This window comes from Nisaea sp., from assembly GCF_040217065.1.
Classification (GTDB): domain Bacteria; phylum Pseudomonadota; class Alphaproteobacteria; order Thalassobaculales; family Thalassobaculaceae; genus Nisaea.
In genome coordinates, this window is sequence record NZ_JAVJNX010000004.1 from 287,964 (window position 1) to 314,397 (window position 26,434).

Genomic DNA, 26,434 nt, shown 5'->3' on the forward strand with positions numbered 1-26,434 from the left:
AGTAAAGAAAAAGCCCCGCGCGTTGCGGGGCCCTGAGGTGCCGATGACAGGAGTTGGCTGTGGCATCGGTAAGATTCAGATGGCGAGATATTCCTGGCGGAGCGCCTCGTCATCCAGCACATCCTGCGCAGTGCCGTCGAAAACGATCTGCCCCATATCGAGGATCAGGGCCCGGTCCGCGAGATGCAGGGCCGCGATGGCGTTCTGCTCAACGATGATCGTGGTCATGCCGAGGGTCTTGATCTCCTCGAGGATCCGTTCGATCTCCTGGACGATGACCGGCGCCAGCCCTTCATAGGGCTCGTCCAGAAGCAGTAACTTGAGATCCCGGGCAAGGGCGCGGGCGACGGCCAGCATCTGCTGTTCGCCGCCGGACAAGGTGATGCCCTCCTGCTTGCGCCGTTCGGCCAGGCGCGGGAAATGCTCGTAAAGACGCTCTATCTCCCAGCCGCGCGGCCCGTTGATCTGCGCCAGCTCGAGATTTTCCTCCACCGTCAGGCCAGGAATGATGCGTCGGTCTTCCTGCACCAGTCCGACACCGTTCTGCGCCGCCTGGAAATCCTTCATCTGGTGCAGCGGCTTGTGGTCGAGCCAGATCTCGCCGTGTTTCAGTTCCGGATTCGAGGCCCGGGCGATGGTCCGCAAAGTCGAGGTCTTGCCGGCTCCGTTGCGGCCCAGCAACGCCACGATTTCACCCTCGTGAATGTTGAAGCTGACATCCTGCACGATGTAGCTCTCGCCATAATAGGCCTGCATACCCCAGCAGGAGAAATAGGCTGGCGGCGTGCCGACATTCTTGACCGGGTTGTCCGGTTTCACCATGGCATCGCCTGCCGGCTGGGTGAGGAGAGTGTCGCTGCTCATAGATGGGCCCCCCCGAGATAGGCTTCCTGGACCCGCGGATCGCCCTTGATCTGGTCCGGAGCGCCTTCGGCGATCACGGTTCCCTGGGCCAGCACGGAAATCGTATGGGCAAGCGAGAACACGACATGCATGTCATGCTCAATCACGATCTTGGTGATGCCGCGCTCGCCGATCTGTTTCAGCAGGTCGATCGTCTTGTTGGTATCGGCCCTGGACATGCCGGCGGTCGGCTCGTCCAGCAGCAACAATTTCGGATCCTGCACAAGGCACATGGCCAGCTCCAGCCGACGCTTGTCGCCGCGCGACAGGGAGTTCGCGATCATGCCGCGCTTATCGAGCAGATTGACGTCGCCCAGCAGCTGCTCGGACCGGTCCCGGACTTCGGCCAGGGAATCGACCCGGCGCCAGGGGTTCAGCTTGAAGGCCCCGTCCCGCCGCGCCAGGGTCGGAATCATGACGTTCTCGAGCAGGCTGAGATCGCCGAAGATTTCAGGAGTCTGGAAGACCCGGACGACGCCCGCCTGATTGATTTCGTAGGGCGCCTTGCCAAGCAGCGACGTGCCGTTGAAATCGACCGTCCCGGTATCCGGCGTCAGCCGCCCGACGAAACAGTTGAGCAAGGTCGACTTGCCCGCCCCGTTCGGGCCGATGATCGCATGCACCGCGCCTTCCTCGACCGAAAGCTCAACATTGTTGAGAGCCTTGAGACCGGCGAAGCTTTTATTGACGTTTCTGACTTGAAGAATACTGCTCATCTTGCCCTCCTCATTCGCCGGGAGCGGTGGAAACGGAGGGATGCGGAGGAGTCTGATCCTTGCGCATCATTTTGGCGATACGACCGGCCCCTTCCATCAGCCCACCGGGCAGGAAGATGACGATGATCATGAACAGCGCGCCGAGCGTGAGGTGCCAGCCCTCACCGACGAACAGGCCGGAAACGGACACCACGATGCCCTGCAGCCAGGCCGGCAGAAAATCGAAAATCCCCATCAGCGTATCGTGGTTGAAGGCACTGAAGATATTTTCGAAATACTTGATCACGCCTGCCCCCAGGACCGGGCCCAGGAGTGTGCCGGCTCCGCCGAGAATGGTCATCAACACGACCTCGCCCGACGCGGTCCACTGCATGCGCTCCGCCCCGGCAAGCGGGTCGGTGACGGCGAGCAGGGAGCCGGCCAGTCCGGCATACATGCCGGAAATGACGAAGGCTGCCAGCGCGTAGGGCCGGGTGTTGATGCCCGTATAGTTGAGCCGGTTCTGGTTCGACTTGATGGCCCGCAGCATGGCACCGAAAGGCGAGCGGGCGATCCGCAGGGCAATGATGAATCCGATGATCATCATGACGGCGCAGAAATAGAAGCCCGGATATCCCGTCATCTCGGTACCGAACAGGTCGGTGGTCGGCAGGGCTGCGCCGTAATCGATTCCGGCGGCCTTATCGATCACACGCGGATCGTGCGGGCTCAGCTGCAGGCCGGTCTCGCCGTTGGTGATCGGAGTCAGCACCGAATAGGCCATATTGTAGGACATCTGGGCGAACGCCAGGGTCAGGATCGAAAAGTAGATCCCGGTCCGGCGCAGGCTGATGAAGCCGATGGCCAGGGCAAACAGGCCCGATACGCCGACCGCGAGAATGACGGCAGGCAGAACGTTCATGGTCAGCAGCTTGAAGGACCAGACGGCGGTGTAGGAGCCGACGCCGAGAAAGGCCGCGTGACCGAAGGACAGATACCCGGTCAGGCCGAACAGGATGTTGAAGCCGATGGCGAACAGGCCGTAGATCGCGAATTTCTGCAGCAGATCCGGATAGCCGGCCCCGATCGGCGCGAGCCAGAGCGGCGCTGTCAGGACGGCAATGGTGAAGATTGCGATCAGGATGAGGTCGTTTCTTGGGGTTGGCGCGATCATATCAGTTCTCCATCACGCCCTTGCGGCCCAACAGCCCGCGCGGACGCACGAGGAGGATGACCACCGCAACAAGGTAGATAATGATCTGGTCGATGCCGGGGAAGATGCTCTTCACCTCGTTCATCGACGCAAAGGACTGCAGGATGCCGAGCAGGAAGCCGGCAGCGACGGCACCGCCAAGCGACCCCATGCCGCCAACCACGACCACGACAAAGGACAACACCAGGAAATCCATGCCGATGTGATAGTCCGGCGGCAGGATCGGCGTGTACATCACACCGGCCAGACCGGCGACCACGGCGGCTATACCGAAGACAATGGTGAACCGCTTCTGGATGTTGATGCCGAGCAGACCGACCGTATCCCGGTCTTCCATGCCGGCCCGGACCACCATGCCGAAGGTGGTGAATTGCAGAAAGGCGAAGACCGCGGCGATCACCAGCCCGGAAAAGGCGAGATAGATCAGCCGCCACCAGGGATAAACGACCGCATCGCCCAGCCCGAAGAGTGCCCCGATCGGGGCACTGCCCGAGACCAGCGCCGGCGCTGGCTGCGGAATCGGATTGGCCCCGAAATAGGCCTTCACGATTTCCTGCAGCACGATGGCGAGGCCGAAGGTGACGAGGATCTGTTCCGCGTGGGTGCGCTTGTAGAAATGCTTGATCAGGCCGCGTTCCATGATCAGGCCGATGATCAGCATGACCGGTATGGCGAACAGGATCGACAGCGGCACGGCCATGTCGATGATCATGGTGCCGGTCTCGCCGAACCAGGTCTCCAGATAGGGGACCTCTTTATAGGCATCGAAGAAGGTGATGCTCTCGTCCTTGACCTTCGCCGACAGCGTCAGCAGCTTACGCATGGTGACGGCGCAGAAGGCCCCGAGCATGAAAAGCGCTCCATGGGCGAAATTGACCACGCCCAGAGTGCCGAAAATAAGCGTCAGGCCGAGCGCAATCAACGCATAGGCACCGCCCTTATCCAGTCCATTCAGAATTTGCAGAAGTATGGCGTCCATGCCGCGTTTCCCGCTGGGAATCCCCTGTTAGTATAGTCCGGAAAATGCCGGCCGCCGGTAAAAGGGCGGCCGGCATCTGAGATCAGGTGATCAGGCGCCGTTGTTGCACGGGCCGAGATCGCCCGCGAACTGCGGGATATTCGGATCGTAGGTCACCTGTTCGGCCGGAACTTCCTGCACCACTTCGAGCAGGTCGAACTGGGAGCTCGGGTTCTCGTTACCCTTCACGACCAGCACTTTCTTGAAGCACTGGTGATCGTCGCCACGATAGAGGGTCGGGCCATTGCCCATACCGTCGAACTTGAAGTTCTCCAGTGCGCCGACAACTTCGCATGGTGCGAAAGTCCCCGCCCGCTCGCAGGCATCGGCATAGAGGATGGTCTGCACATAGCAGGTGTGAGCAGCCTGGCTCGGCGGGAAGCCGTACTCGGCACCGAAGGATTTCACGAACGCCTGGGAGCCTTCATCCGTCAGCGACCAGTGCCAGTTGGTGGACCCAAAGATCCCCTTCACGTTCGCGCCCGCGCCCTGAGCCATCAAACGGCTGTAGAGCGGAACGACGATGGTGAAGTCCTTGCCGTTCACCTGCTTGTCGCGCAGACCGAACTGAACCGCCTGGGTCAGCGAGTTCACCATGTCCTTGCCGTAGTGATTCAGGATCAGCACGTCGGCACCGGAGTTCAGAACCGGGGTGATGTACTGCGAGAAATCACCGGCACCGAGCGGGGTGCGCACGGCCGCGGCCGTCTTCCAGCCAACGGCTTCGGTCGCGTTCTTGATCGATTCTTCCTGGGTCCAGCCCCAGGTGTAGTCGGCGGTCAGGTGATAGGCGACGCGGTCGGTGCCGTAATTCGCCTTCAGCACCGGTGCCAGAGCGGCGCCGGACATGTAGGCGTTGAAGAAGTGCCGGAAACCGTTGCGGCGGCGATCCTTGCCGGTCGTATCGTTGGAGTGCGTCAGGCCGGCCATGAACATGATGCCGGCGTCCTGGCAGAGACCCTGGACGGCGATGGCCACACCGGAGGAAGACCCGCCGGAGATCATCAGGGCGCCGTCTTTTTCGATCATCCGCTTGGCGGATGCGCGCGCGGCATCGGACTTGGTCTGCGTGTCGCCCGTGACATACTCGACCTTCTTGCCGAGGATACCGTTACCCTTGAGGGCCAGCGGCTTCATGGTGTTCATCATGCCGCCGTCGCCTTCACCATTCAGGTGCTTGACGGCAAGCTGGTAGGCGCGCAGCTCGTCGGCGCCCTCGTCGGCATAGGCGCCGGTCTGCGGCACGTTGAAGCCGAGCTTCACGGACTTGGCGCTGCCCGGGTTGTTCAGGAATTCGGCGCCATAGGCATTGCGCGTGAAAAATGTCGGCGCGGCAAGGGCGCCGGACAGCGCGACGCCGCCCTTTAGAAGATTACGCCGGCTGAAGCCGGCATCAAACTTTGCCATTTGTTCCTCCCGTTATTTTTTTGGAATGCGTCAGAGACCCAATCCCCATTGAGCATCTTCAGTGCTCGGTCAACAAAACTACGCACATTTAGTCAATATGCGAATAAGTAATTGAAATCTGCGCATTTTTTTGTAAATATCTGAACAAAAAGAATTGCTTGTTTGTAAATAATTTACGCTGCATTGCAGCAAGCTGAACAAAATCAAGGCTCTGAGAACATGGCCCGCGCACCAATTGGCATGAGAATTCGGGAGCGGCGCAGAAGCACCGGACGCACGCAAGCAGAACTTGCGACGGCAGTTGGCATTTCCGCGTCTTATTTGAACCTGATCGAGCACAACAAGCGGCAGGTCGGGGGCGCACTGCTCCACCGCCTGGCTGACGCGCTCTCGGTCGGCATCGACTATCTCGACGGGGCGGCCGAACGGCGCCTGATCCAGGATCTGGAGGAGATCGCGGCCGGCCCCGACCATGCGGATGGCGAAACCGATGCTGACAGTGCCGCCGATCTTGTCGCCCGACACCGGCCATGGGCGGGCCTGATCGTAAACATGCACCGGGCCAATCTGGACCAGACCGCAGCCCTGCACGCCTTGTCCGACCGCCTGCGTCAGGATCCCTTTCTGTCGGACGCCGTGCACGGGATGCTGTCGAACATCGCGGCCATCCGGTCGACCTCGGAAATTCTCGCCAGCGTCGATGACATTCCGGAAGACCAGCAGGCGCGGTTTCACCGCAACCTCGCCGAGGAAAGCGCGAAGCTGTCCGACGTGGCCCAGGCCATGGCCGGATATTTCGACCGCGCCCCGTCCCGTCAGGGCTCGGTCACACCGGCAGAGGAAGTCGACGACTTCATCCTGGAAAACCAGAATTACTTCACGCCACTCGAGCAGGCAGCAGACCGGCTCGGCGCCCGCCTGGGATGCGACGCGGTGGCACCGGAATTCGAAACCGCAGCCGACACATTGCTGCAGCAGATCGGCAGAACACCGCCGCCCTTCTCCCCCGCGTCCGGGCCGCCTGCATCCGGGCCGGCCCTACCGGCGGCGACCCGACGGTTCCGGGCAGCCCGGGCACTGGTGGCAGCGGCCTTGGCCGATGTGATCGAGGATATCCTGCTGCACTCTCCCCTGATGACCAGCGATGCGGCGCTGGTCCGAGGCCGCCGGTCCCTGCAATCCTATGCCGCCGCCGCGCTGCTGATGCCCTATGACCGGTTCCGTGAGGTTGCGATCGCCTGCCGGTACGATATCGACAAGCTGCAGGACCGGTTCAGTGCCAGCGCCGAGCAGATCTGCCACCGGCTGGCCTCTCTGCGGAAACCGGGCGCAGAGGGCGTGCCCTTCGCCTTCATGCGCTCCGACCCGGCGGGTTTCATCACCAAGCGCCTGCCACTCCGCGACCTGCCCTTGCCGCGCTATGGCGGCGCCTGTCCGCTTTGGGCGATTTACCGTGCCTTCCAGACCCCCGACCGGGTGTTCCGGCAACTGGCCGAGTTTCCGGATCGCAGCCGCTTCCTGTTTTTCGCAAAAACCGTCGCCAAACAGTCTTCCGGCTTCGATGCCCCGCGGCATCTGGTTTCGATCATGCTGGGATGCGACGCACTCTATGCCCGGGACGTGGTCTATGGCGACGGACTGGACCTGACGGCCCGGTCTGTTTCCGAGCCCGTCGGCTCGGCCTGCCGGGTCTGCACGCGGGAAGAATGCCGGCATCGTCAGGAGCATCCGATCACCGGCGCCTGACGGCGGGGCGCGGCGCCCTTGCGTCACCGCCCGCCTGAGTTACACTCGCAGCCAACCGGCATTGCAAAAAAACAGCTGGACTATCTAAACGGCGATTGGGGGAAAACGGCGTGACGATACGCGTCTTTATTGCGGAGGACGAACCGAACATCCTCGAATCCCTGAGCTTCCTGCTGGGACGCGAAGGGTGGGAGGTGACCAGCGCGCTTGACGGAAACTCTGCGCTGGAACAGCTCAACGGCGGAATATTACCCAACGTCGTCATTCTCGATATCATGCTGCCGCACCGCAACGGGTTCGATATCCTGCGGCAATTGCGCGCCGCGCCGCGCACGCGCGGTCTGCCGGTAATCATCCTGACGGCGAAAGGCCAGGAAAAGGACCGGAAGACGGCGGAGGAAATCGGCGCGGATGCCTTCGTCACCAAACCTTTTTCGAACCAGGATGTGATCGACCAGGTTCGCCGACTGGCCGGGCTCTAGCCGATGCCCTCGACCTCGCCGAGTCGGGCCGCCAAGTTCCGGGACGCCGCCTTCCTGCTGCCGCTGGCCGGATGTTTTCTCCTGATGCCCCCGGTCATTGACCTGTTCTCGGTCAAGGCCAGCCTGTTCGGCATTCCCGTTATCGTCGCCTATATTTTCGGGCTCTGGTCGGCCCTGATCCTGGTCGCCTTCTGGTTCTCCCGCAGGCTCAGAGATCCGGAACCGCGCGCGTCCGTGCCACCGGACACGGTCTCGACGGAGCGCTGATGCTCTCCGCCAACCTGATTTTCGTCACGTCGCTGGCCTATGTGGCCCTGCTCTTCATGGTCGCCTTCCTCGGCGACCGCCAGGCACGATCGGGAAAGGCGTCCTGGATCCAGTCGCCGATTGTCTACACCCTCTCGATCTCGGTCTACTGCACCTCCTGGACATTTTATGGCGCGGTCGGCTCGGCGGTGCGCAACGGCCTCGAATTCGCCACCATCTATCTCGGTCCGACATTGGTCTTCGTCGGCTGGTGGTTCCTGCTGCGCAAGCTGGTCCGGATCGGCCACATGCACCGGATCACCTCCATCGCCGACCTGATCTCCTCGCGCTACGGCAAAAGCACCAGCCTCGCCGTTCTCGTCACCCTGATCGCCGTGGTCGGAACCACGCCCTATATCGCCCTGCAGCTCAAGGCCGTGACCACCAGCATCGAGGTCATCGTCGCCTCGGATCCCGGCAACATGTCGAACCCGGTAAATGGCGGGCCGACATCCGAAATCGCGTTCTGGATCGCCGCCGGTATGGCACTCTTCACCATCATCTTCGGCACCAGGACCATCGACGCGAACGAGCGCCATCACGGTGTGGTCGCCGCCATCGCGCTGGAGGCTCTGGTAAAGCTCTTCGCGCTGATCGCCGTCGGCCTGTTCGTTGTCTTTTCCCTGGCAGACGGGCCGGCCGACATATTCAGCCGGGATGCCGCGCGCATTCTGCAGACCGAAGACATGTTCGATGCGCGCTGGGTCGCACTGACGTTCCTGTCCGGCATGGCCATCATCTGCCTGCCGCGCCAGTTCCAGGTCACCGTGGTGGAGAATACCGGCGAGGATCAGTTGCGCATGGCCTCCTGGCTGTTCCCGCTCTACCTGCTGCTGATGAGCCTGTTCGTGCTGCCGATCGCCATCGGCGGCCTGACCGTGCTGCCCGAGGGCTCCAACCCGGACATGTTCGTGCTCACCCTGCCCATGTCGGTCGACCAGGATTTCCTGGTGCTGCTCGCCTTCCTCGGCGGCTTCTCCTCGGCCACCTCCATGGTCATCGTCGCCTCGATCGCGCTCTCGACCATGATCTCGAACCATATCGTCATGCCGATCGCGCTGCGCACGCCCTGGACCTCGATTGAGCGCAGCGGCGATGTCCGCCGCCTGCTGCTGATCAGCCGACGGATCAGCATCGGGTTCATCCTGCTGCTCGGCTATCTCTATTTCCGCCTCAGCGGAAAGTCCGACGCGCTGGCGGCCATCGGTCTCATTGCCTTCGCCGGCGTCGCACAGTTCCTGCCCTCCCTGCTCGGCGGGATCTACTGGAAACGGGCGACCGCGAGCGGTGCCAAGCTCGGCCTGCTGACCGGCTTCCTGCTTTGGGGCTACACCCTGTTCCTGCCGAGCTTCGAAGGTGACCTGCTGCTCTCGGCCGGTACTATCGAGCATGGTCCCTGGGGTATTGCACTACTGCGTCCTCAGGCGCTGTTCGGTTTCACCGGCGAGGACCCGCTGGTCCATGCCCTGTTCTGGAGCCTTTCGGTCAACACCGTTCTATTCATCCTTTGCTCCCTGGTGTTCGAACCGAAGCCCCTGGAGCGGCTTCAGGGCACCCTTTTCGTCGACGTATTCCGCACACCGGCCGGGGACGAGCATCGCTTCATCCAGCGTTCCGCCTCGACCGAGGATCTGTTCATTCTCGCCCAGCGCATCCTCGGCTCCGACGAAGCCCAGCGCGTGTTCCGCGAATTTGCCGAGGGTCAGGGGCTGGAAGGCGACTTCCCGCATCCGACCGACGCCTTCATCGCCCATCTCGAGCGCCGCCTTACCGGCTCCATCGGCGCGGCCTCGGCCCGGGCGATGATCTCGCGCATCGTCAGCGGCGAGACCATCAGTCTCGACGAGCTGATGCGGATCGCAGACGAAACCGCACAGCTGATGGAATACAGCCAGGAAGTCGAGAAGAAGTCGCTCGAGCTCGAGGCAACGGCGCGCGAACTGCGCCGCGCCAACCAGCGCCTCACCCTGCTGGACACCCAGAAGGACGATTTCCTCAGCCAGGTGAGCCATGAGGTCCGCACGCCGATGACCTCGATCCGTTCCTTTTCGGAGATCCTGCTGGAGACCCGAGACCTGTCGAGTCCGCAAAGCCAGCGTTTTCTCTCCATCATCCACGATGAAAGCCTGCGCCTGACCCGGTTGCTGGACGAAATCCTGGATATGAGCCTGATGGACCGGGGCGAGACGTCCTGGCACCTGCGGGAGATCGACGTGGCCGACCCCCTCATGCGGGCGATCGAATCCTGCCGCGGGCTGGCGCGGTCCACCGGCAGCGAGATCCAGGTCGACGAGCCGCTCCCCTCGGCGCGGGTCGAAGCGGATCCCGACCGGTTGCAGCAGGTGGTGATCAACATCCTGACCAACGCGATCAAGCACAATACCTCGCCCGAGCCGGAAGTGCGGATCTCCTGCAGTCTCGCAGCCGGCAACTACACCATCGAGATCTCCGACAACGGTCCCGGAATTCCGAGCCAGTTGCGTCCCTTCATCTTCGAGAAATTCCAGCGTGGCGCGGCGCAATCCTCAACCGGCGGCATCGGTCTCGGTCTGGCGATCAGTCAGGAAATCATGAAACGCCTCGGCGGCACGCTGGCGCTGCTTAATGACAGGCGGCCCGGGACGTGCTTCCGCATCACGCTGCCGGTGAAGTCCCTGCCGGAGACCAAGCATCACGACGCCAGCTAGTCATTGCCGATCTTGTCGAGATAGGTCGCAAGCGCCTTCATCTCCTTCTTTTTCAGACGACCCGAGATGCAGGCATCAATGACCGGCGCATAAACGGCCCACATCCGCTGCCGCATCTCCAGACCATCCGCAGTCACTGCCAGGATATGGCCGCGACCGTCTTCCGGACAGGGTATCTTTTCCAACAGCCCCGCTTTGACCAGCCGGTCCGTCAGGCGAGACAGGCCGTATTGCGGCAGCAACAGCTGCCGCTCCAGTTCGTACGGCCGGAGGCCGGCAGCGCCAGCCTTCTCCAGCTCCAGCAACACATCATACCAGGCCAGCGGCGGCAGGCCCGCACGCTTCATCGCCCGTTCCGCACTGTCCATTGCACGCTTCTGAGCACGGAACAGGGAGATCCAGGCGGCGGTGGAATTCTCCGGTTTTGTCATCACCAGCCCAGTATATGCAAACGCATACATATTGACATGGAATTTCCTCACCCTATTTACATGCAAATGCATATATATCCACGAGGAGCGACAACATGACCGCCCAACTCACCTTGATCAGCCACACACTCTGCCCCTATGTGCAACGCGCGGTAATTTCCCTGGCAGAGAAAAACGTTCCTTTTGAGCGCATCGATATCGATCTCGCCGACAAGCCGGACTGGTTTCTGCGTCTCTCCCCGCTCGGCAAGACGCCAGTGCTCAAGGTAGGCGACAAGGCACTCTTCGACTCCTCAGTGATCCTCGAATATCTGGAAGACACGGCGCCACCGGCGCTGCACCCGGCAGATCCACTGGAACGCGCCGACCACCGTGCCTGGATCGAGTTCGGCTCGGCAGTCCTGAACGGCATCGCCCGGCTTTACAATGCGGCGGACGCCGGCATCTTCGAAAACGAGGCACATGCATTGCGAAACCGGTTTGCACAGCTGGAGCACAGAATCGTCGCCGCGCCCTATTTCGATGGGTCCGCCTTCAGCTTGGTCGACTCGGTCTACGGGCCCGTCTTCCGCTATTTCGACATTTTCGACCAGCTCGGCATCACCGGCATCATCGATCGCAGTTCAAAAGTCTCGGCCTGGCGGGGAAACCTGGCGCGCCGTCCCTCGGTCGCCGGAGCCGTGGCTCCGACCTATGCGTCCGACCTGCGCAGGTTTCTGAACGCCCGGGGGAGCTATATCTCGGAATTGCTGGCGGCCAACGCCAATACCTAACCGGCAATGGCCAAATTCGATCCGTCACCATTCCGGGGCTGCTGATCGGCCCGCTCGACACGGTTCCGACCGAGATCCTTCGCCCGGTAGAGGGCCTGGTCGGCAGCGCTGTACACCTCGCTCCAGCCCGATCCCGGTTCCGCGCCGGCAACACCGATGGAAATCGTCACGCCGCCGCCCGGGATGGGGCTCTCCAGCGGGTCGGCCTGAAACTGCTTCGCATGAATGCGCCGGCGCAGCCGTTCAGCCGCGACACTGGCACCCTCCAGATCCGTGTTCGGCAGGATCACCGCGAATTCCTCGCCGCCAAAGCGGTACACAGTGCCGGCGCCGGCATAGACCGGATCCATGGCTCTGACATCATGGCGGATCTCGCTCGCCAGTAACTTCAGGATCGCGTCTCCGGCACCATGCCCATAGCGGTCGTTCACCTTCTTGAAATGATCGACATCGATCAGGAGAAGGCTGAAACCCGTGCCGTCACTCTCGAGCAGCCGGAAACCGCTCTCGATATCGTCCTGCAATGCCCGGCGATTCTTCAGGCCGGTCAGCTGGTCGGTCCTGGTCTGATCTTTCAGCAGTGCCAGGAGCTCAAAAAGCCGTGCCCGGAACCGCAGAAACGACAGGCCGAAATAGCCGGCGAAGCCCGACACCAGGGAGAGTCCCAGATATGCCCGGACCGGCAGGTCTCCGGCCCTCGCGATCAGGAACGAAACCACGCAGATCGCCAAAGCCGCCCAAACCTCGCGCCGGGTCGTGGCAATCGTCATCAAGGCGATCAGTGCGACGGGGAAATAGAATGCCACATTCATCGGCTCCGCCGCATGGGACAGTGTCAGGATCCGCAGGAAAAGAAACAGCAGGCCAACCTTGAAAGCGTGGCGCAGCACTGGATCGTAACGCGGCGCGCCCAGCCAGTAGCCGATCGCAATCACCGTCAGTGAAACCCTGACGACCTTGAGCCAGAGAGGCACGCCCAGGAACCAGTCGAAATTCAGGCAGAGTTCCGCAACGCCGAGAACGGATGCTGCCGCGAACAGGCCGCGCACATAGGCGAAATACTCACCGCTATATATCGTGCCCTCTTGATCATCGGTCTTGGCGCTCTTGTTCATGGGTACTTTCCGCGTATCGAACGCAACACCGGGTATCCTTGCGGACGGCCGCTCTTCGGGCCCCGCATATGGACTGCCTGTGGTTTATGAAGTCGGCTTGGACACTCGGCCGGGACAACCTGTCTGATACCCTAAAAGCACGATGAATCAGATAACAATCTGATCCTCTTTCCTGAGCTGCGTTTCATGCGTCCGGCCCAGAACCATCTGCGCCAGGATGGCTCCGAGTCCGGCCAGCGCCATGTCCGTCTGGGTATCCCAGGGATCTCCCTGGGTGCCGAGAAATGCCTCCGCCCCCTGCCCGACCAGAATGGCGGCAAGCCATTCGATCAGCTCGTAGGTCGCGCTGATACCGAGCGCGCAAAACAGAACGATCGAGAACAGCCAGCGGCCCGGCCGGAGCGGTGATGTTCGCAGCAGCAATTCCCGGATGGCGATGGCCGGAACGAAGCCCTGGGCCAGATGCCCGACCCGGTCGTAGTGATTGCGCTCGAATCCGAAGGTGTCGCGCACCCAGTCGAAGAGCGGAACCTCGGCATAGGTGTAGTGCGCGCCGACCAGCAGGACCATCGCATGCACGGCAATCAGAACATTGAGCAGCCCCGTGTCCGGAAACGCCGCCTGACGCCCCAGAGCAGTGGATAGACAATCAGCACGGGGGCCGCCTCCATCCACCAGGTCAGCGGATCGCGGGCATCCAGGTAGGACCAGAGACAGACCACGGCAACCAGCAGAGTTGCCGCCAGCAGCGGCCTGTCCGCGTCATTGCTTCTCTGGCTCATGCGTATCCCGGGCTCCCCCGTCAGCTCGAGAGCGTCCGGCGCACGGCATCGCGCCAGCCGGCATAAAGATCGTCGCGGACCTCCATGCTCATGCCCGGCTCGAAGCGGCGTTCGCGGGCCCAATGCTCGGCCATGGCGGCGGGTGCCGGAAAATAGGCGTGACGCAATCCGGCGAGATAGGCGGCACCAAGCGCCGTGGTTTCGGTCACCACCGGCCGGTCGACCGGCGAGCCAAGTATGTCGGCGAGGAACTGCATGGTCCAGTCCGACCCCACCATGCCGCCATCGACCCGGAGCACGGTGTCGCCGTCTGCCGACCGCCAGTCGCTGCGCATCGCCTCCAGCAGGTCGCGGGTCTGGTAGCCGACACTTTCCAGCGCCGCGCGGGCGAAATCGGCCGGCCCGGACGCCCGGGTCAGGCCGTAGAGCGCACCACGGGCTTCCGCGTCCCAGTACGGCGCGCCGAGGCCGGTGAAGGCCGGCACCAGATAGACCCGGTGCGCCGCGTCCGCCTGCTCGGCCAGCGTCGCGCTTTCGGAGGCATCGCCGATCAGGCCGAGCCCGTCGCGCAGCCATTGTACGGCGGCGCCCGCCACGAAGATCGAGCCTTCCAGGGCATAGGTCGGCGTCCCGCCAAGCTGGTAGGCAATCGTTGTCAGCAGCCGGTTGGAGGATGACACCGGAACCGTGCCCGTGTTCAGCAGCGCGAAGCAGCCGGTCCCGTAGGTCGATTTCATCATGCCGGTCTCGAAGCAGGCCTGACCGACCGTTGCCGCCTGCTGGTCGCCGGCAACACCGGAGATCGGAATCGGCGCGCCGAAGAGATCCGTGTCCGTTTGCCCGAAATCTGCCGAGGAATCTTTCACCTCCGGCAGCATGGAGGCGGGAACGCCGAGTAGACCGAGAAGCTCTTCGTCCCAGGTGCCCTTGTTGATGTCGTAGAGCAGCGTGCGCGAGGCGTTGGTCGCGTCGGTCGCATGCACCGTGCCGCCGGTCAGCCGCCAGATCAGCCAGCTGTCCACCGTGCCGAAAGCCAGATGCCCGGCCTCGGCCAGCGCCCGCACGCCCTCCACATTGTCGAGAATCCAGGCGATCTTGGTGCCGCTGAAATAGGGATCGAGCAAGAGGCCCGTCCGGGCCGTGAAGAGCGCTTCGTGACCGGCCTCCTTCAGGCGCGCGCAAAACGGTGCCGTGCGCCGGTCCTGCCAGACGATGGCGTTGGCGACGGCCTTGCCGGTGCGCCGGTCCCAGACCACAGTCGTCTCGCGCTGGTTGGTGATGCCGATGGCGGCGATCCGCTCCGCCCCGCCGACCTTCGCGATCGCGTCGCGGGCGGTTTCAACCGTGGTGCGCCAGAGGTCCTCCGGATCGTGCTCGACCCAGCCGGAGCGCGGAAAATGCTGCCGGAACTCCTGCTGCGAAACCACGGCCACACGGGTATTCGCATCGAAAATGATGGCCCGGCTCGAGGTGGTTCCCTGATCGAGCGCGAGAATGAGCCGGTCATTGCCAGCCTTGGCGGCTGTGTTCATCTGATCCTCCCTAGGGCAAACTTGCCCCGGCGCACCAGGCGCCGGTGGATTCAATAGCCTGTCCCGGCGGCGGCTTTCCAGCACAAACAAAACCGCGCCGCCCCTCTCGGGACGACGCGGCTGCATTTAAACCGGATTTTCGGAGAGAAGCGCGTTACTTCGCGGCTTTCGCCCGCTCGATGGCTTCCAGGATCGTGGTCCGGGCCGCCTCGGCATCACCCATCTCGATGAACTTCACCCACTTGTCCTGTTCCAGATCCTTGTAGTGCTCGAAGAAATGGACGATCTGCTGGATCAGGATTTCCGGCATGTCCCGGTAGCTCTTCACCCCGGCATAATAGGGATGCAGCTTCTCGACCGGCACAGCGATGATCTTCTCATCCATGCCGGCTTCGTCTTCCAGATGCACAACCCCGATCGGGCGGCACGGGATGACAGCCCCCGGAATAACGCCGGAGCCGGTGATGACGAGGATATCCGCAGGGTCGCCGTCATCGGAAAGCGTGTTCGGAATGAAACCGTAATTCGCCGGATAGAACATGGCGGTGTGCAGGAACCGGTCGACCATCATCGCGCCGGAATCCTTGTCCAGCTCGTACTTCACCGGAACGCCGCCCTGCGGAATTTCAATAACGGCGTGAACTTCATATGGCGGATTCGGGCCGGTCGAGATCTTACTTACGTCCAAGGGTCTTGCTCCATTCGCCCGGGATGCCTTTGGGGCACATCCCGGAAATCGGTATTCCCGCCGCATATCGGATTGGCGATTGAAAACTGTTGCGGCGCAGCATTTGCGGCAATGCGGCACGAAGGTCAAGTGTCGAATGGACGCAGCTATGGAGAAATCCCGGAAATCAGGCCACCCGGCTACCTGCTGCCGTCAGGCTTTCCAAGGGTCTTCGGGTTGGGCTCCCCGTGTTCGCCAACATAGCGTGGTGCCGGGTCCTTGCCGGCCGGTGCAGCGGCTTCAGCGATGGCATTCTCAACCAGTCTGCCAAGATGTGCGCGCATGTCCTCGGAGATCTTGCTCCCGTTCAAGAGCATCTGGAGGCTTTCGGCCGCTTCGAATTCGAGACTCAGTTCAACGGTGCGCATAGGTCATTTCCCCCGAGACGGTTGATTTCCTGCCATCCTCGCACGCAGGGAGATCATTTCAACCTTTTGCGTTTTCGGGGGTCACATCCCGGAGATAAGCCCCTATCCCGCGCAGCTGGTCCCATTGCCGGGGATAGCCGAGTGAGACCTCGTGGAAGCGGGTACCGTCGATGACGTCCGTCCGGCGGGTATGCAGGTGACCGGTCACCACTTCCGACGCCCGGAAACGGCGGTGCCAGTCCCGGGTGGTCCGGGTGCCGCACCAGGGCAGAAACCGCGGCACCCGCGGGATCCGGATCAGGTCTTCCCGCAAGGGCCAGTGATTGATCAGCACGGTCCGGGCGCCGTCAGGCAACGCCGCCAGCCGGGCCTCGGTCTCGGCACAGCGGGCCGCGCACCAGGCCGGCCGGTCCTCGAAGGGATCGGGATCGAGCAGCAGTTCATCCACCGGCACGGCGTGCCTCTGCCGCACCCAGCTTTTCAGTTCCGAAAGCGGTACGTCGTCCGGACGGAAGCTGTAATCGTAGAGCAGGAACAGCGGCGCGATGAAGACCGGGGCGGCGTCGGGATCGCCGGGCCACCGGAGATAGGGATCTTCCGGCGTCACCGCACCGGCCTGCCGGGCCAGACCAACCAGATGGCGGTAACGCGCATCCCCGCGCAAGGCCGCCGATCCTGGCCGCCGGTCGGTCCAGAGATCGTGGTTTCCCGGCACCCAGATCAGCTTTCCGAACCGGGTCCCGAGCAGCGCCAGCGCATCGACGAAAAGTTCCTCGCGCTCGGCAATATCGCCGGCCAGGATCAGCCAGTCGGCGCCATGGTCGGGAATTCCGGCCAGCGCAGCCCTGTTTTCCTCTGCCGCGAGATGCAGGTCGGCGATGGCCCAGAGCCGGATAGCGCCGGGCTCATCCGTCACAACCGGCCTCCCCGCGACGGGCTTCCATCGCCTCGCGCATGGTCGTCCGGCGCCCGATGATCCAGAACAGGGCAATGCTCGCCGCCGCACAGCCCACCACCAGCGGCCATTGCAACCCGGCCCAGTCGGACACCCAGCCCATGAGCAGGGCGCCGATGGCCGGGCCGCCGCGGAACAGCATGCCGTAGAGCGCGACCACCCGGCCGCGCATGCCTTCCTCGACGGCGGACTGGATCAGGGTCTGCGATCCCGCGCCATGGGTGACCATGGCGGCGCCGGCGACAGCCAGGGCGACAAGCGCGACCCAGAAATTAGAGGTCTGGCTGAACACCAGCAACGCGCCGATCATCGCCGCCACACTCACCAGGGAAAGCTGTACCAGGCCTTCCAGACCGTTGCGCTGTCCGAGATAGATCCCGCCGATCACAGCGCCGATGCCGGTCGCGGTCGCCATCATGGAAAGCCCCTCGGCACCGCGGCCGAAGATCTCCGCGGCGAAGCCCGGCAACAGTTCGAAAACCGGGCGCATGGCAATGCAGGTCACCAGCATCAGGACCAGCATCGGACCGATGCCGGGATGGGTCAATGCGTACCGGTATCCCTCGAACATCTGCGCGAACAGGCCCGCCCGGGACTTCTTCACATTCACATCCATGCGCGGGCGGATCATGAACAGGGCCACGATGAACGGGATGTAGCTGATGGCATTGCCGAGAAAGGCATAGCCGGCGCCATAGCCGACGATGAGGATGCCGGCGATCGGCGGTCCGATAAAACGGGCGGCGTTGAAGATCACCGAATTGATCGCCACCGCCGAGGCCATGTCCTCGCGCCGCACCAGGTTCGGGATCATCGCCATCCGGGCCGGCTGCCAGAAGGACACCACGATGCCGGCAAACAGGGCGAGGGAGAACAGCCACCAGATGGTCAGCGCCCCGGTCAGGGTCAGCACGGTCAGCACCGTGGCCTGGAGCATGTTGAGACATTGCGCCACCCGGGCAATGGTGAGCCGGTTCATCCGGTCGGCCATGGTCCCGGCGAACGGGCTGAGAATGACGACCGGAAAGAGCTCGGCGAAGGCGACGATGCCGAGCCAGGTCGCACTCTCCGTCAGCTCCCAGGTGACCCAGCCGACCGCGATCCGCTGCATCCACAGGCCGATGACCGTGAGGCTGCTGCCGACACAATAGATCGTATAGTCACGGTTCCGGAACGCCTGGCAGAAGCGTGCCGCTGAGGTCGCGAAAGACATCTCTTGGTTCCCAGGCGAAAGCCGCCGGCTAGAAAACAGCGCACCCCTCGGCCGCCCGGAGCCCCTAGTCGTCCAGGGTGGCTTTCTGCCCGAGTGCGAGAAGCACCACGCAGGACGCGTTGTGCAGCATATTCTCGAGATCGTCATGCTCGACTCGGGCCAGGAGGCGGAACGCCTTGACGCAGACCGGATTGTATTTCGAGTTCGTGGCCTCGTCGAACATATCGTTCAGCCATTGCCGCACCGGCTCTGTTCCCGGCTTGCGGGGCATGTTCCGGTACCGGTCCATCATGCCGCCCATCAGCGGCAGCATGCCGTGCTTGCCGCGCCAGATCGCGTCCTCGCGGCGGAATTCCGGCCGGTCATGCACCTTGCCGAGCAGATAATGCATCAGGCCGCAGAGAAACTGCTCCAGCCGGCGCATCTCAAGCTCGTCGACATCGATCACCGCGTCGCACATCGAGCGCACGAGTTCGCGCACCCAGACATCGCGGTCAAGCGTGCCAACGCGGGGGATCTTGTGTTCTGAGCGACGCATCGGGTCCATGGCGTTGTTCTTACACCTTAAACTCTTTAAGTTGTGGTGAATCTCTGAGCGGTCTTAACGGATTTCGAGAGAATCCCGTGCTCGCGCGCCGCTGTCCAGCCGAAATCCACTTTAATCCCAGCCGAAAATCGGGACATTCGCGCCCTTGAATGCACGGAAGGCCGGGCGTAGGCTCTCAGTTCCGTCTTACCCGCCAGCCTTTCCGAGGAAATAATGAGCTTCATCGCTGACCGTCTCGGCCGAATCAAGCCGTCCCCCACCATCGCCATCAGCGCCAAGGCGCGCGAGCTGAAAGCCGCGGGCGGCGACGTCATCGGCCTCTCCGCCGGCGAGCCGGATTTCGACACTCCGGCGCATATCATCGAGGCCGCCATCGACGCCATGAAGCGCGGCGACACCCGCTACACCGATCCGGACGGCACGCCCGAGCTGAAGGACGCGATCTGCCGCAAGTTCAAGCGCGACAACAATCTCGACTATGCGCGCAACCAGATCACCGTCGGCACCGGCGGCAAGCAGGTGCTCTACAACGCGCTGATGGCCACGCTCAACCCGGGCGACGAGGTCATCATCCCGGCGCCCTACTGGGTCTCCTATCCGGACATGGTCCTGCTCGCCGAGGGCGAGCCGGTCATCGTCCCCTGCCCGCAGGAGATGGACTTCAAGCTGCAGCCGGAAGATCTGGAAAAGGCGATCACGCCGAAGACCAAATGGATCATCCTGAACAGCCCGTCGAACCCGTCCGGCGCCGGCTATACCCGCGAAGACATGAAGAAGGTAACGGACGTGCTGATGAAGCACCCGCACGTCTATGTCATGACCGACGACATGTATGAGCGCCTGGTCTATGACGATTTCGAATTCTGTACCCCGGCGGAAGTCGAGCCCGGCCTGTATGACCGGACGCTGACCGTGAACGGCATGTCCAAGGCCTTCTGCATGACCGGCTGGCGCATCGGCTTCGCCGCCGGCCCGGTCGAGCTGATCACCGCGATCCGCAAGATCCAGTCCCAGTCGACCTCGAACCCGTCCTCCATCAGCCAAGCCGCCTCTATCGCCGCGCTGGACGGCCCGCAGGACTTCATCGCCGAGAACAACAAGGCCTTCCAGGCCCGCCGCGATCTCGTGGTCTCCATGCTGAACCAGGCCAGTGGCCTGAACTGCCCGACCCCGGACGGCGCCTTCTACGTCTATCCGTCCTGTGCCGGCGTCATCGGCAAGACGACGCCCGACGGCAAGGTGATCGGGAATGACGAGGATTTCTGCACTTATCTGCTCGAAGCCGAAGGCGTCGCGGCCGTGCATGGCGAGGCCTTCGGGCTCAGCCCGCATTTCCGGATTTCCTACGCGACCTCCGATTCCATTCTGGAGGATGCCTGCGAACGCATCCAGCGGGCCTGCGCCGCACTGCGCTGAGCGTCTTGGACACAGGAAAACGAAGACGCCGCCCGATTTGTCCCGGGCGGCGTTTTCTTATAGCGGATCAGCGATCTGTCAGTGCCAGTTTGACCGCGAAACCGGCAAAGGCCGCCGCGAAGGTTCTTTGCAGCCAGCGCATCGCCCTTGCCGAGGCAAGAACGCGCTGGCTGACCTGCTCCGCCGCAAGACCGTAGATCACGAACACCGCGAACGTCATGACCATGAAAGTGATCGCAAGCAGGAAGAAGCGCGCCATCGCATCCGGTGCGGCTTCGGGGACAAATTGCGGCAGGAAAGCGAGAAAAAAGATCGAGAGCTTTGGGTTGAGGATATTGATCAGCGCGCCCCGCGCCATGATCCGGAGATGCCCTTTGGTGGAGCCGTGCTCCTCATCCGGACGGGCGACCGCAAGCGCACCGCTTTCCCGCCAGAGCCCCCAGGCAAGGTAGAGTAGATAGGCAACGCCCAGCAGCTTGACGGCCTGGAACGCCAGTGCACTCGTATGCAGCAACGCCGCCAGTCCGAGCACACTCGCCAGCAAATGCGGAACGATGCCGAACGTGCATCCGAGGGCTGCGGTCATGCTCTGCCCCCGACGACCGAACAGGCCGTAGGAAAGAGTGTAGATCACGCCCGTTCCGGGAGCGAGCACGACGAGCAGGGCGGTTAACAGAAATTCCGGTGAGAGCGAATCCAGCATCGTACTCGGTTCCCATCAAACTGAATCTCGAAGACAGTACAGAAAAGCAGTCACGCCGCAAGAACGGTCGAAGGTCAGGCTTTGAGAAACCCCAGCATTGCCTTGGTAAAGGCCGCCGGCTGCTCGAAATTCGAGAAATGCGCCGCTTCCGGGATCTCGACATATCCGGAGCCCGTGATCAGCCCGTGGATTTCCCGGGCCTGTTCCGGCGTGGTCGCCGGGTCCTCGGCGCCGACAATGACCAGTGTCGGCGTGTCGATGCCGCCGATGGTGCCGCGCTGGTCCATCGCCTGGATGGCCCGGCAGCAGCCGATGAAACCCTGCGGCGGGGTACCGAGGATCATCTCCCGGACCTTGCCGATATCCGCCTTCATCGCCTGCCGGCTCGCCGGGGTGAACCAGCGTTCGATGGTTCCGTCCACAACGGCTGCCATGCCGCCCTTCTGCACCGTCAGAACCCGGCCATCCCACATTTCCCGGGTCGGCATATACGCACCGGTATCGGCCAGGATCAGCTTGCTCACCCGGTCCCGGTGCTTCACCCCGAGCATCTGGCCGACCATGCCGCCCTTGGAAAGTCCGCAATAATCCACCCGTGCAATGCCGAGTCCGTCGAGCAGCGCCACCGCATCCTCGGCCAGCATCTCGATGGAATAGGCCCCGTCCGGCGCGTCGGACTGGCCGTGCCCCCGGCTGTCATAGCGGATCACCCGGAACCCGGCCGCCGTCAGGTCGGCGATCTGCGGGTCCCACATATTCAGGTTGGAGGCGAGCGAATTGGACAGCAGCAGCGGCCGCCCGTCCTCGGCCCCGTCGATCCGGTAATGCAGTCTGATTCCGTTGGCATCTATATGCGGCATGGCGTCCTCTCGGGTTTCTTGCGCCGGCGCCGGCGCTCCGGGCCGGCCGACGGAATGCGCAGTCTGCGCGGTGATGGCGTGACGTGGCAATCACGTCCGGTATATTGTTGCGGAAGCGGTCTCTATCCGCTTTGGAACTAAGTCATTTGGTGCCGGAAAATCGATGAAAATGAACCGCCTGGCGGCCGCGACCGCTGTGACATTCATGCTGTGCACCGCACCGGTCCAGGCGGAGCAGGAACCCGCCGGCAGCGCCGTGACCCTGACGGTCGAGAACGATCTGGTCAACGGCGCCGACCGCGATTACACCAATGGTGTCGCCCTGCAATGGACCGACACCTTGAACCGGGTGCCCCATGGCGTCCGCTACGCGGTGGCGCCTTTCATCGATCCGGGCGCGGATATCCGGGTGACCTACCAGCTCGGCCAGAATCTTTACACGCCGCAGGATATCGAGCGGAAGAACCCCGACCCGGCGGACCGGCCCTACGGGGCCTGGCTCTATGGCGCCGTGGGCGTGCTCGCCGATACCGGCAAGAGCGTGACCTCGCTGCAGCTCAGCCTCGGCGTGGTCGGCCCGGCCGCCATGGGCGAGCCGGTACAGAGCTTCGTGCACAGCCTGATCGATACCCGCGAGCCGCGGGGCTGGGACTCCCAGCTGAAGAACGAGCCGGCCCTGCTGCTGACGGCGGAACATAAATGGGCGGAACGTCTGCTCGGCGCCCCCTACGGCTACCAGATCGATGCCTCGCCCTATATCGGCGGCGCGCTCGGCAATGTCTTCACCCATGCGAACGCGGGCATGATGGTGCGCTTCGGCAAGGATCTGCCGGCAGGCGATTACGGGCCGCCGCGCATCCAGCCGAGCACGCCGGGCTCGGGGTATTTCGCGCCCAGCGAGGATTTCGGCTGGTACCTTTTTGCCGGGATCGAGGGCCGGATGGTCGGCCGCAACATCTTCCTCGACGGCAATACTTTCCAGGACAGCCCTTCGGTCGACAGGAAGCTGATGGTGGGCGATTTCACCTACGGAATCGTCTTCAATGTCGGCCGGGCCCGGGTCTCCCTGACCCAGGTCATCCGCACGCCGGAATTCGCCAACGACCAGGACTTTTCCAGTTTCGGCTCCCTCGGCGTGGCCTACAGTTTCTGAAGCAGGGCAGCCTCCATCGTTTCCGCATTGCCACAATGCCCGGTCGGCCCTATTTTCCCGGCCAGCAACTTTGACGGTATTTGCCCTACATGACCGACCTCAGCCATATCCGCAACTTCGCGATCATCGCCCATATCGACCACGGCAAGTCCACGCTGGCCGACCGGCTCATCCAGCTCTGCGGCGGCCTCGCCGACCGGGAGATGAAGGAGCAGGTGCTCGACAGCATGGATATCGAGCGCGAGCGCGGTATCACCATCAAGGCGCAGACCGTCCGGCTGTACTACACCGCCGACAATGGCGAGACCTATCAGATCAACCTGATGGACACGCCGGGCCATGTCGACTTCGCCTACGAGGTCAGCCGCTCGCTGGCCGCCTGCGAGGGCTCGATCCTGGTGGTCGATGCCAGCCAGGGCGTCGAGGCCCAGACTTTGGCCAATGTCTATCAGGCCATCGAGCAGGACCACGAGATCATCCCGGTGCTGAACAAGGTCGACCTGCCCGCCGCCGACGTGCCCCGGGTGAAGGAGCAGATCGAGGATGTGATCGGCATCGACACCTCCGACGCCATCGAGATCTCGGCCAAGACCGGCCTGAACATCAAGGCCGTGCTGGAAGCGCTGGTGCAGCGCCTGCCGGCGCCGACAGGCGACCGCGAGAAACCGCTGCAGGCCATGCTGGTCGACAGCTGGTACGACAGCTATCTCGGCGTCATGGCGCTGGTCCGGGTGCGCCAGGGCGTGCTGAAGAAGGGCCAGAAGATCAAGCTGATGCAGACCGGTGCCACGCATCTGGTCGAGAAGGTCGGCGCCTTCACGCCGAAGCTGACAGAATTCAAGGAACTCGGCCCGGGCGAGCTCGGCTTCATGAGCGCCTCGATCAAGACCGTGGCGGATTGCCAGGTCGGTGACACCATCACCGAGGAAAAGCGCCCCTGCGACACCCCGCTGCCCGGCTTCAAGCCGAGCATCCCGGTGGTGTTCTGCGGCCTGTTCCCGGTCGACGCCAACGATTATCCGGATCTGCGCGACAGCCTGGAGAAGCTCCGCCTGAACGATGCCAGCTTCAGCTTCGAGGCGGAAAGCTCCGCCGCGCTCGGCTTCGGCTTCCGCTGCGGCTTCCTCGGCCTGCTGCATCTGGAGATCATCCAGGAGCGGCTGGAGCGCGAGTTCAATCTCGACCTGATCACCACCGCGCCGAGCGTGGTTTACCGCATCAACCTGACCAAGGGCGAGCAGATCGAGCTGCACAATCCGGCGGACATGCCGGACGTGATGCGGATCGAAAGCATCGAGGAGCCCTGGATCAAGGCGACGATCATGGTGCCGGACGAGTATCTCGGCCCCGTCCTCTCGCTCTGCACCGAGCGGCGCGGCGAGCAGATCGAGCTGACCTATGTCGGCAGCCGGGCCATGGCGGTCTACAAGCTGCCGCTGAACGAGGTGGTGTTCGATTTCTACGACCGGCTGAAAAGCATCTCGCGCGGCTATGCCAGCTTCGACTATGCGCTGGAGAGCTACGAGGAAGGCGATCTGGTGAAGCTCAGCGTGCTGGTGAACCAGGAGCCGATGGACGCCCTCTCCATGATCGTCCACCGCAACCAGGCCGAGTTCCGGGGCCGGGCCATGTGCGCCCGGCTGAAGGACCTGATCCCCCGGCAGCTCTTCAAGATCGCCATTCAGGCGGCGATCGGCGGCAAGGTCATCGCCCGCGAGACCGTCAGCGCCATGCGCAAGGACGTCACCGCGAAATGCTATGGCGGCGACATCAGCCGGAAGAAGAAGCTGCTGGAGAAGCAGAAGGAAGGCAAAAAGAAGATGCGGCAGTTCGGCAATGTCGACATCCCGCAGAGCGCCTTCATCGAAGCCCTGAAGATGGGCGATAGCTAGGGCGAGGCTCTGCCTTTATCCCCCAGCCATAACAGTCATCCCGGACCCCGATCCGGGATCTTTCGACGCCTGCTCCCTGCGATCCCGAAGATCCCGGCTCCGAGGCCGGGATGACGGCTGTGGTTGACCGACCGACTACCGCAACCCCGCCCGCACCTCGTCCGGCGTTGCCAGCGTGCCGCCCGCCGCCGCGATCAGCGTCGCCGCTTCCTCCACCAGTGCGACATTCGTCGCCTCCACCCCGAACGGCTGGTCTTCCAGACCGACGCGAACATGGCCGCCGCGCTCCACCGCGGGCGCAATCAGCGGGCGGATGTCGACAGCGAGGCCGGCCACCATCCAGGGGGTGCCGGGCGCCTCTTCCTCACGTAGCGTATTGTAGGCCTCCAGCGCGTAGATTTCCGGCGGGAAGCTGAAGGTCAGGCGGTCGGAGAACATGTAGCGGTAGAGCGGGGTCGGGCAGCCGGGAAAGGCCCGGTGCAGGGCCGCGCCCTGGCGGATGAAGCCGGGCTCGTAGATGGCGTAGCTCGGGTGCAGGCCCTTCTCGCGGCAGAGTTCCAGCCCGTAGCGGACATGGCTTTCCGGGTTGAGATAGGTGAAGCCCTCCCGGCCCTCGGCGATCCAGGCATCGTGGGTGATGTTGGTGCTGCCGGGATCGACCACGCTCCACTCGATCAGGCCGCGTTCGGCCAGGCCCTTCACATGGGCGAAGCGCGCGGCCGGGCTCATCGTGTCGGAGACGTTCGGCAGGCCGGCCATCGGCAGGGTGCCGTAAATGATCACCCTCTCGTCGACCTGGCGGACCCGTTCGATCACTTCGGCATAGGCCTCGGTCGTGTCGACCTGCAGGCCGGTTTCAATGTCATAGGGGTGGAAATGCACGATCGCCGCGCCCGCCTTCGCGCAGGCGATGCAGTCGGCGGCGATCTCTTCCGGCGAAACCGGGATGGCGGGCTGGTTTTTCCGGGTCCACGGACCGTTGACGGCCGCCTCCAGCCAGACCCTGCTCACGACGCGTCCGTCTTCGGCGGCCCGCCGGCCCCGGTTTTCGCCGTATCGTCCGGCTTGCCCTCTTTCGGCCGGCGGGCGGGCTGCTTCTGCACACGGGGCAGCATATCCAGAGGCTGCCGGTGCGAATGCGTGACCTTCCTGGAGGTCCGGTTCAGCCGGTCGATCAGGGATTGCATGAGATACCGGATATAGGGATCCATCTCGCGGATCTTGACCTCGATCATCTCCCGCTCGACCACGGTCACCTCGGTCTCTTCCAGGCACCGGATCGTGGCCGTGCGCGGCGTATTGCCGATCAGCCCCATCTCGCCGAACATCTGGTTGGCGGTGATGACGTCGAGCACCTTGCGCTCATTGCCCGTGCCGATCGAGACCTCGACCGATCCGCGGCGCAGGATGAAGGCTTCCCGCGACTCATCGCCCTCGACAAAGATCTTCTGGCCTTTGCTGTAGCGCCGTGTCGGCGGTTCTTTATATTGCATCGGTAAACCCCCGTTAA

27 protein-coding genes are annotated in these 26,434 nt (G+C 63.2%); 8 read left to right on the forward strand and 19 right to left on the reverse strand.

The window, feature by feature from the left end; genetic code table 11:
* Positions 1–75 precede the first annotated feature (75 nt).
* From RH950_RS02840 to RH950_RS02860, 5 genes are all read right to left on the reverse strand, one after another.
* Complete coding sequence (locus tag RH950_RS02840) at positions 76–864, reverse strand: ABC transporter ATP-binding protein (RefSeq protein WP_350053498.1); 789 nt, start codon at positions 862–864, stop codon at positions 76–78.
* Complete coding sequence (locus tag RH950_RS02845; RefSeq protein WP_350053500.1) at positions 861–1,619, reverse strand: ABC transporter ATP-binding protein; 759 nt, start codon at positions 1,617–1,619, stop codon at positions 861–863. The genes RH950_RS02840 and RH950_RS02845 overlap by 4 nt, the downstream gene beginning before the upstream one ends.
* Before the next feature lie 10 nt (positions 1,620–1,629).
* Positions 1,630–2,772 carry a branched-chain amino acid ABC transporter permease gene (locus tag RH950_RS02850; RefSeq protein WP_350053502.1) on the reverse strand — a complete coding sequence of 381 codons (1,143 nt, stop codon included), beginning with the start codon at positions 2,770–2,772 and terminating at the stop codon, positions 1,630–1,632.
* 1 nt (position 2,773) lies between these two features.
* Entirely contained in the window at positions 2,774–3,790 is a 1,017-nt protein-coding gene (locus tag RH950_RS02855; protein WP_350053503.1) for a branched-chain amino acid ABC transporter permease, read from the reverse strand.
* 90 nt (positions 3,791–3,880) lie between these two features.
* The gene (locus RH950_RS02860; RefSeq protein WP_350053505.1) at positions 3,881–5,236 is read right to left on the reverse strand and encodes a substrate-binding protein; all 1,356 of its coding nucleotides are present in this window, start codon (positions 5,234–5,236) and stop codon (positions 3,881–3,883) included.
* A gap of 240 nt (positions 5,237–5,476) precedes the next feature.
* Here RH950_RS02860 and RH950_RS02865 point away from each other — a divergent pair, with 240 nt between their 5' ends.
* The 4 genes from RH950_RS02865 (at position 5,477) to RH950_RS02880 (ending at position 10,457) form a co-directional block, all read left to right on the forward strand.
* Complete coding sequence (locus RH950_RS02865; RefSeq protein ID WP_350054240.1) at positions 5,477–6,982, forward strand: helix-turn-helix domain-containing protein; 1,506 nt, start codon at positions 5,477–5,479, stop codon at positions 6,980–6,982.
* Between the two features lie 110 nt (positions 6,983–7,092).
* Positions 7,093–7,464 (forward strand): response regulator transcription factor, encoded by a 372-nt coding sequence (locus tag RH950_RS02870; protein WP_350053507.1) that lies wholly within the window; start codon positions 7,093–7,095, stop codon positions 7,462–7,464.
* Positions 7,465–7,467: 3 nt separating this feature from the next.
* Positions 7,468–7,731 carry a hypothetical protein gene (locus tag RH950_RS02875; RefSeq protein WP_350053509.1) on the forward strand — a complete coding sequence of 88 codons (264 nt, stop codon included), beginning with the start codon at positions 7,468–7,470 and terminating at the stop codon, positions 7,729–7,731.
* Positions 7,731–10,457 (forward strand): ATP-binding protein, encoded by a 2,727-nt coding sequence (locus RH950_RS02880; RefSeq protein WP_350053511.1) that lies wholly within the window; start codon positions 7,731–7,733, stop codon positions 10,455–10,457. Before RH950_RS02875 ends, RH950_RS02880 begins: the two co-directional genes overlap by 1 nt.
* Here the strand turns inward: RH950_RS02880 and RH950_RS02885 are convergent.
* Positions 10,454–10,918, reverse strand: coding sequence for a MarR family winged helix-turn-helix transcriptional regulator (locus RH950_RS02885; protein WP_350053513.1), 465 nt, complete (start codon positions 10,916–10,918; stop codon positions 10,454–10,456). The two genes, RH950_RS02880 and RH950_RS02885, sit on opposite strands and share 4 nt — an antisense overlap.
* Positions 10,919–10,983: 65 nt before the next feature.
* Between RH950_RS02885 and RH950_RS02890 the strand changes: the two genes are divergently transcribed.
* A complete protein-coding gene (locus RH950_RS02890; protein ID WP_350053515.1) occupies positions 10,984–11,661 on the forward strand; it encodes a glutathione S-transferase family protein in 678 nt (225 codons plus the stop codon).
* On the opposite strand, the gene RH950_RS02895 is transcribed toward RH950_RS02890, so the two are convergent.
* From RH950_RS02895 to RH950_RS02935, 9 genes are all read right to left on the reverse strand, one after another.
* Positions 11,658–12,776: a GGDEF domain-containing protein gene (locus RH950_RS02895; RefSeq protein ID WP_350053517.1), complete on the reverse strand. Its 1,119-nt coding sequence runs from the start codon at positions 12,774–12,776 to the stop codon at positions 11,658–11,660. The two genes, RH950_RS02890 and RH950_RS02895, sit on opposite strands and share 4 nt — an antisense overlap.
* A 147-nt stretch (positions 12,777–12,923) precedes the next feature.
* On the reverse strand, positions 12,924–13,451 hold the full coding sequence (locus RH950_RS02900; protein WP_502889699.1) for a DUF2238 domain-containing protein: 528 nt from the start codon (positions 13,449–13,451) through the stop codon (positions 12,924–12,926).
* Complete coding sequence (locus RH950_RS02905; RefSeq protein WP_350053519.1) at positions 13,361–13,558, reverse strand: DUF2238 domain-containing protein; 198 nt, start codon at positions 13,556–13,558, stop codon at positions 13,361–13,363. Before RH950_RS02905 ends, RH950_RS02900 begins: the two co-directional genes overlap by 91 nt.
* A 20-nt stretch (positions 13,559–13,578) precedes the next feature.
* Entirely contained in the window at positions 13,579–15,090 is a 1,512-nt protein-coding gene (gene glpK, locus RH950_RS02910) for a glycerol kinase GlpK (RefSeq protein WP_350053521.1), read from the reverse strand.
* A 154-nt stretch (positions 15,091–15,244) separates the two neighbouring features.
* Positions 15,245–15,778: an inorganic diphosphatase gene (gene ppa, locus RH950_RS02915; RefSeq protein ID WP_350053523.1), complete on the reverse strand. Its 534-nt coding sequence runs from the start codon at positions 15,776–15,778 to the stop codon at positions 15,245–15,247.
* Between the two features lie 179 nt (positions 15,779–15,957).
* Positions 15,958–16,185, reverse strand: coding sequence for a hypothetical protein (locus RH950_RS02920; protein ID WP_350053525.1), 228 nt, complete (start codon positions 16,183–16,185; stop codon positions 15,958–15,960).
* 58 nt (positions 16,186–16,243) lie between these two features.
* On the reverse strand, positions 16,244–17,101 hold the full coding sequence (locus tag RH950_RS02925) for a metallophosphoesterase family protein (protein ID WP_350053527.1): 858 nt from the start codon (positions 17,099–17,101) through the stop codon (positions 16,244–16,246).
* The gene (locus RH950_RS02930) at positions 17,091–18,353 is read right to left on the reverse strand and encodes an MFS transporter (RefSeq protein ID WP_350053529.1); all 1,263 of its coding nucleotides are present in this window, start codon (positions 18,351–18,353) and stop codon (positions 17,091–17,093) included. The genes RH950_RS02925 and RH950_RS02930 overlap by 11 nt, the downstream gene beginning before the upstream one ends.
* Before the next feature lie 64 nt (positions 18,354–18,417).
* Positions 18,418–18,900: a hypothetical protein gene (locus tag RH950_RS02935; protein ID WP_350053531.1), complete on the reverse strand. Its 483-nt coding sequence runs from the start codon at positions 18,898–18,900 to the stop codon at positions 18,418–18,420.
* Between the two features lie 213 nt (positions 18,901–19,113).
* Here RH950_RS02935 and RH950_RS02940 point away from each other — a divergent pair, with 213 nt between their 5' ends.
* Entirely contained in the window at positions 19,114–20,316 is a 1,203-nt protein-coding gene (locus RH950_RS02940; RefSeq protein ID WP_350053533.1) for a pyridoxal phosphate-dependent aminotransferase, read from the forward strand.
* A 67-nt stretch (positions 20,317–20,383) separates the two neighbouring features.
* Here RH950_RS02940 and RH950_RS02945 read toward each other — a convergent pair whose 3' ends face one another.
* Together RH950_RS02945 and pcaD are read right to left on the reverse strand one after the other, a co-directional pair.
* Positions 20,384–21,019, reverse strand: a complete 636-nt coding sequence (locus tag RH950_RS02945) for a LysE family translocator (RefSeq protein WP_350053535.1) — start codon at positions 21,017–21,019, stop codon at positions 20,384–20,386.
* Between the two features lie 74 nt (positions 21,020–21,093).
* Positions 21,094–21,879: a 3-oxoadipate enol-lactonase gene (gene pcaD / locus RH950_RS02950; RefSeq protein ID WP_350053537.1), complete on the reverse strand. Its 786-nt coding sequence runs from the start codon at positions 21,877–21,879 to the stop codon at positions 21,094–21,096.
* Between the two features lie 163 nt (positions 21,880–22,042).
* On the opposite strand from pcaD, the gene RH950_RS02955 reads away from it, so the two are divergent.
* Both RH950_RS02955 and lepA read left to right on the forward strand, forming a co-directional pair.
* Positions 22,043–23,032 (forward strand): lipid A deacylase LpxR family protein, encoded by a 990-nt coding sequence (locus tag RH950_RS02955; protein WP_350053539.1) that lies wholly within the window; start codon positions 22,043–22,045, stop codon positions 23,030–23,032.
* Positions 23,033–23,121: 89 nt separating this feature from the next.
* Entirely contained in the window at positions 23,122–24,924 is a 1,803-nt protein-coding gene (lepA, locus tag RH950_RS02960) for a translation elongation factor 4 (RefSeq protein WP_350053541.1), read from the forward strand.
* Positions 24,925–25,059: 135 nt separating this feature from the next.
* Here the strand turns inward: lepA and RH950_RS02965 are convergent, their stop codons facing one another.
* Both RH950_RS02965 and RH950_RS02970 read right to left on the reverse strand, forming a co-directional pair.
* Positions 25,060–25,935 (reverse strand): beta-keto acid cleavage family enzyme, encoded by an 876-nt coding sequence (locus RH950_RS02965; protein WP_350053543.1) that lies wholly within the window; start codon positions 25,933–25,935, stop codon positions 25,060–25,062.
* Positions 25,932–26,417: a Crp/Fnr family transcriptional regulator gene (locus tag RH950_RS02970; protein WP_350053545.1), complete on the reverse strand. Its 486-nt coding sequence runs from the start codon at positions 26,415–26,417 to the stop codon at positions 25,932–25,934. Before RH950_RS02970 ends, RH950_RS02965 begins: the two co-directional genes overlap by 4 nt.
* Positions 26,418–26,434: the final 17 nt, after the last annotated feature.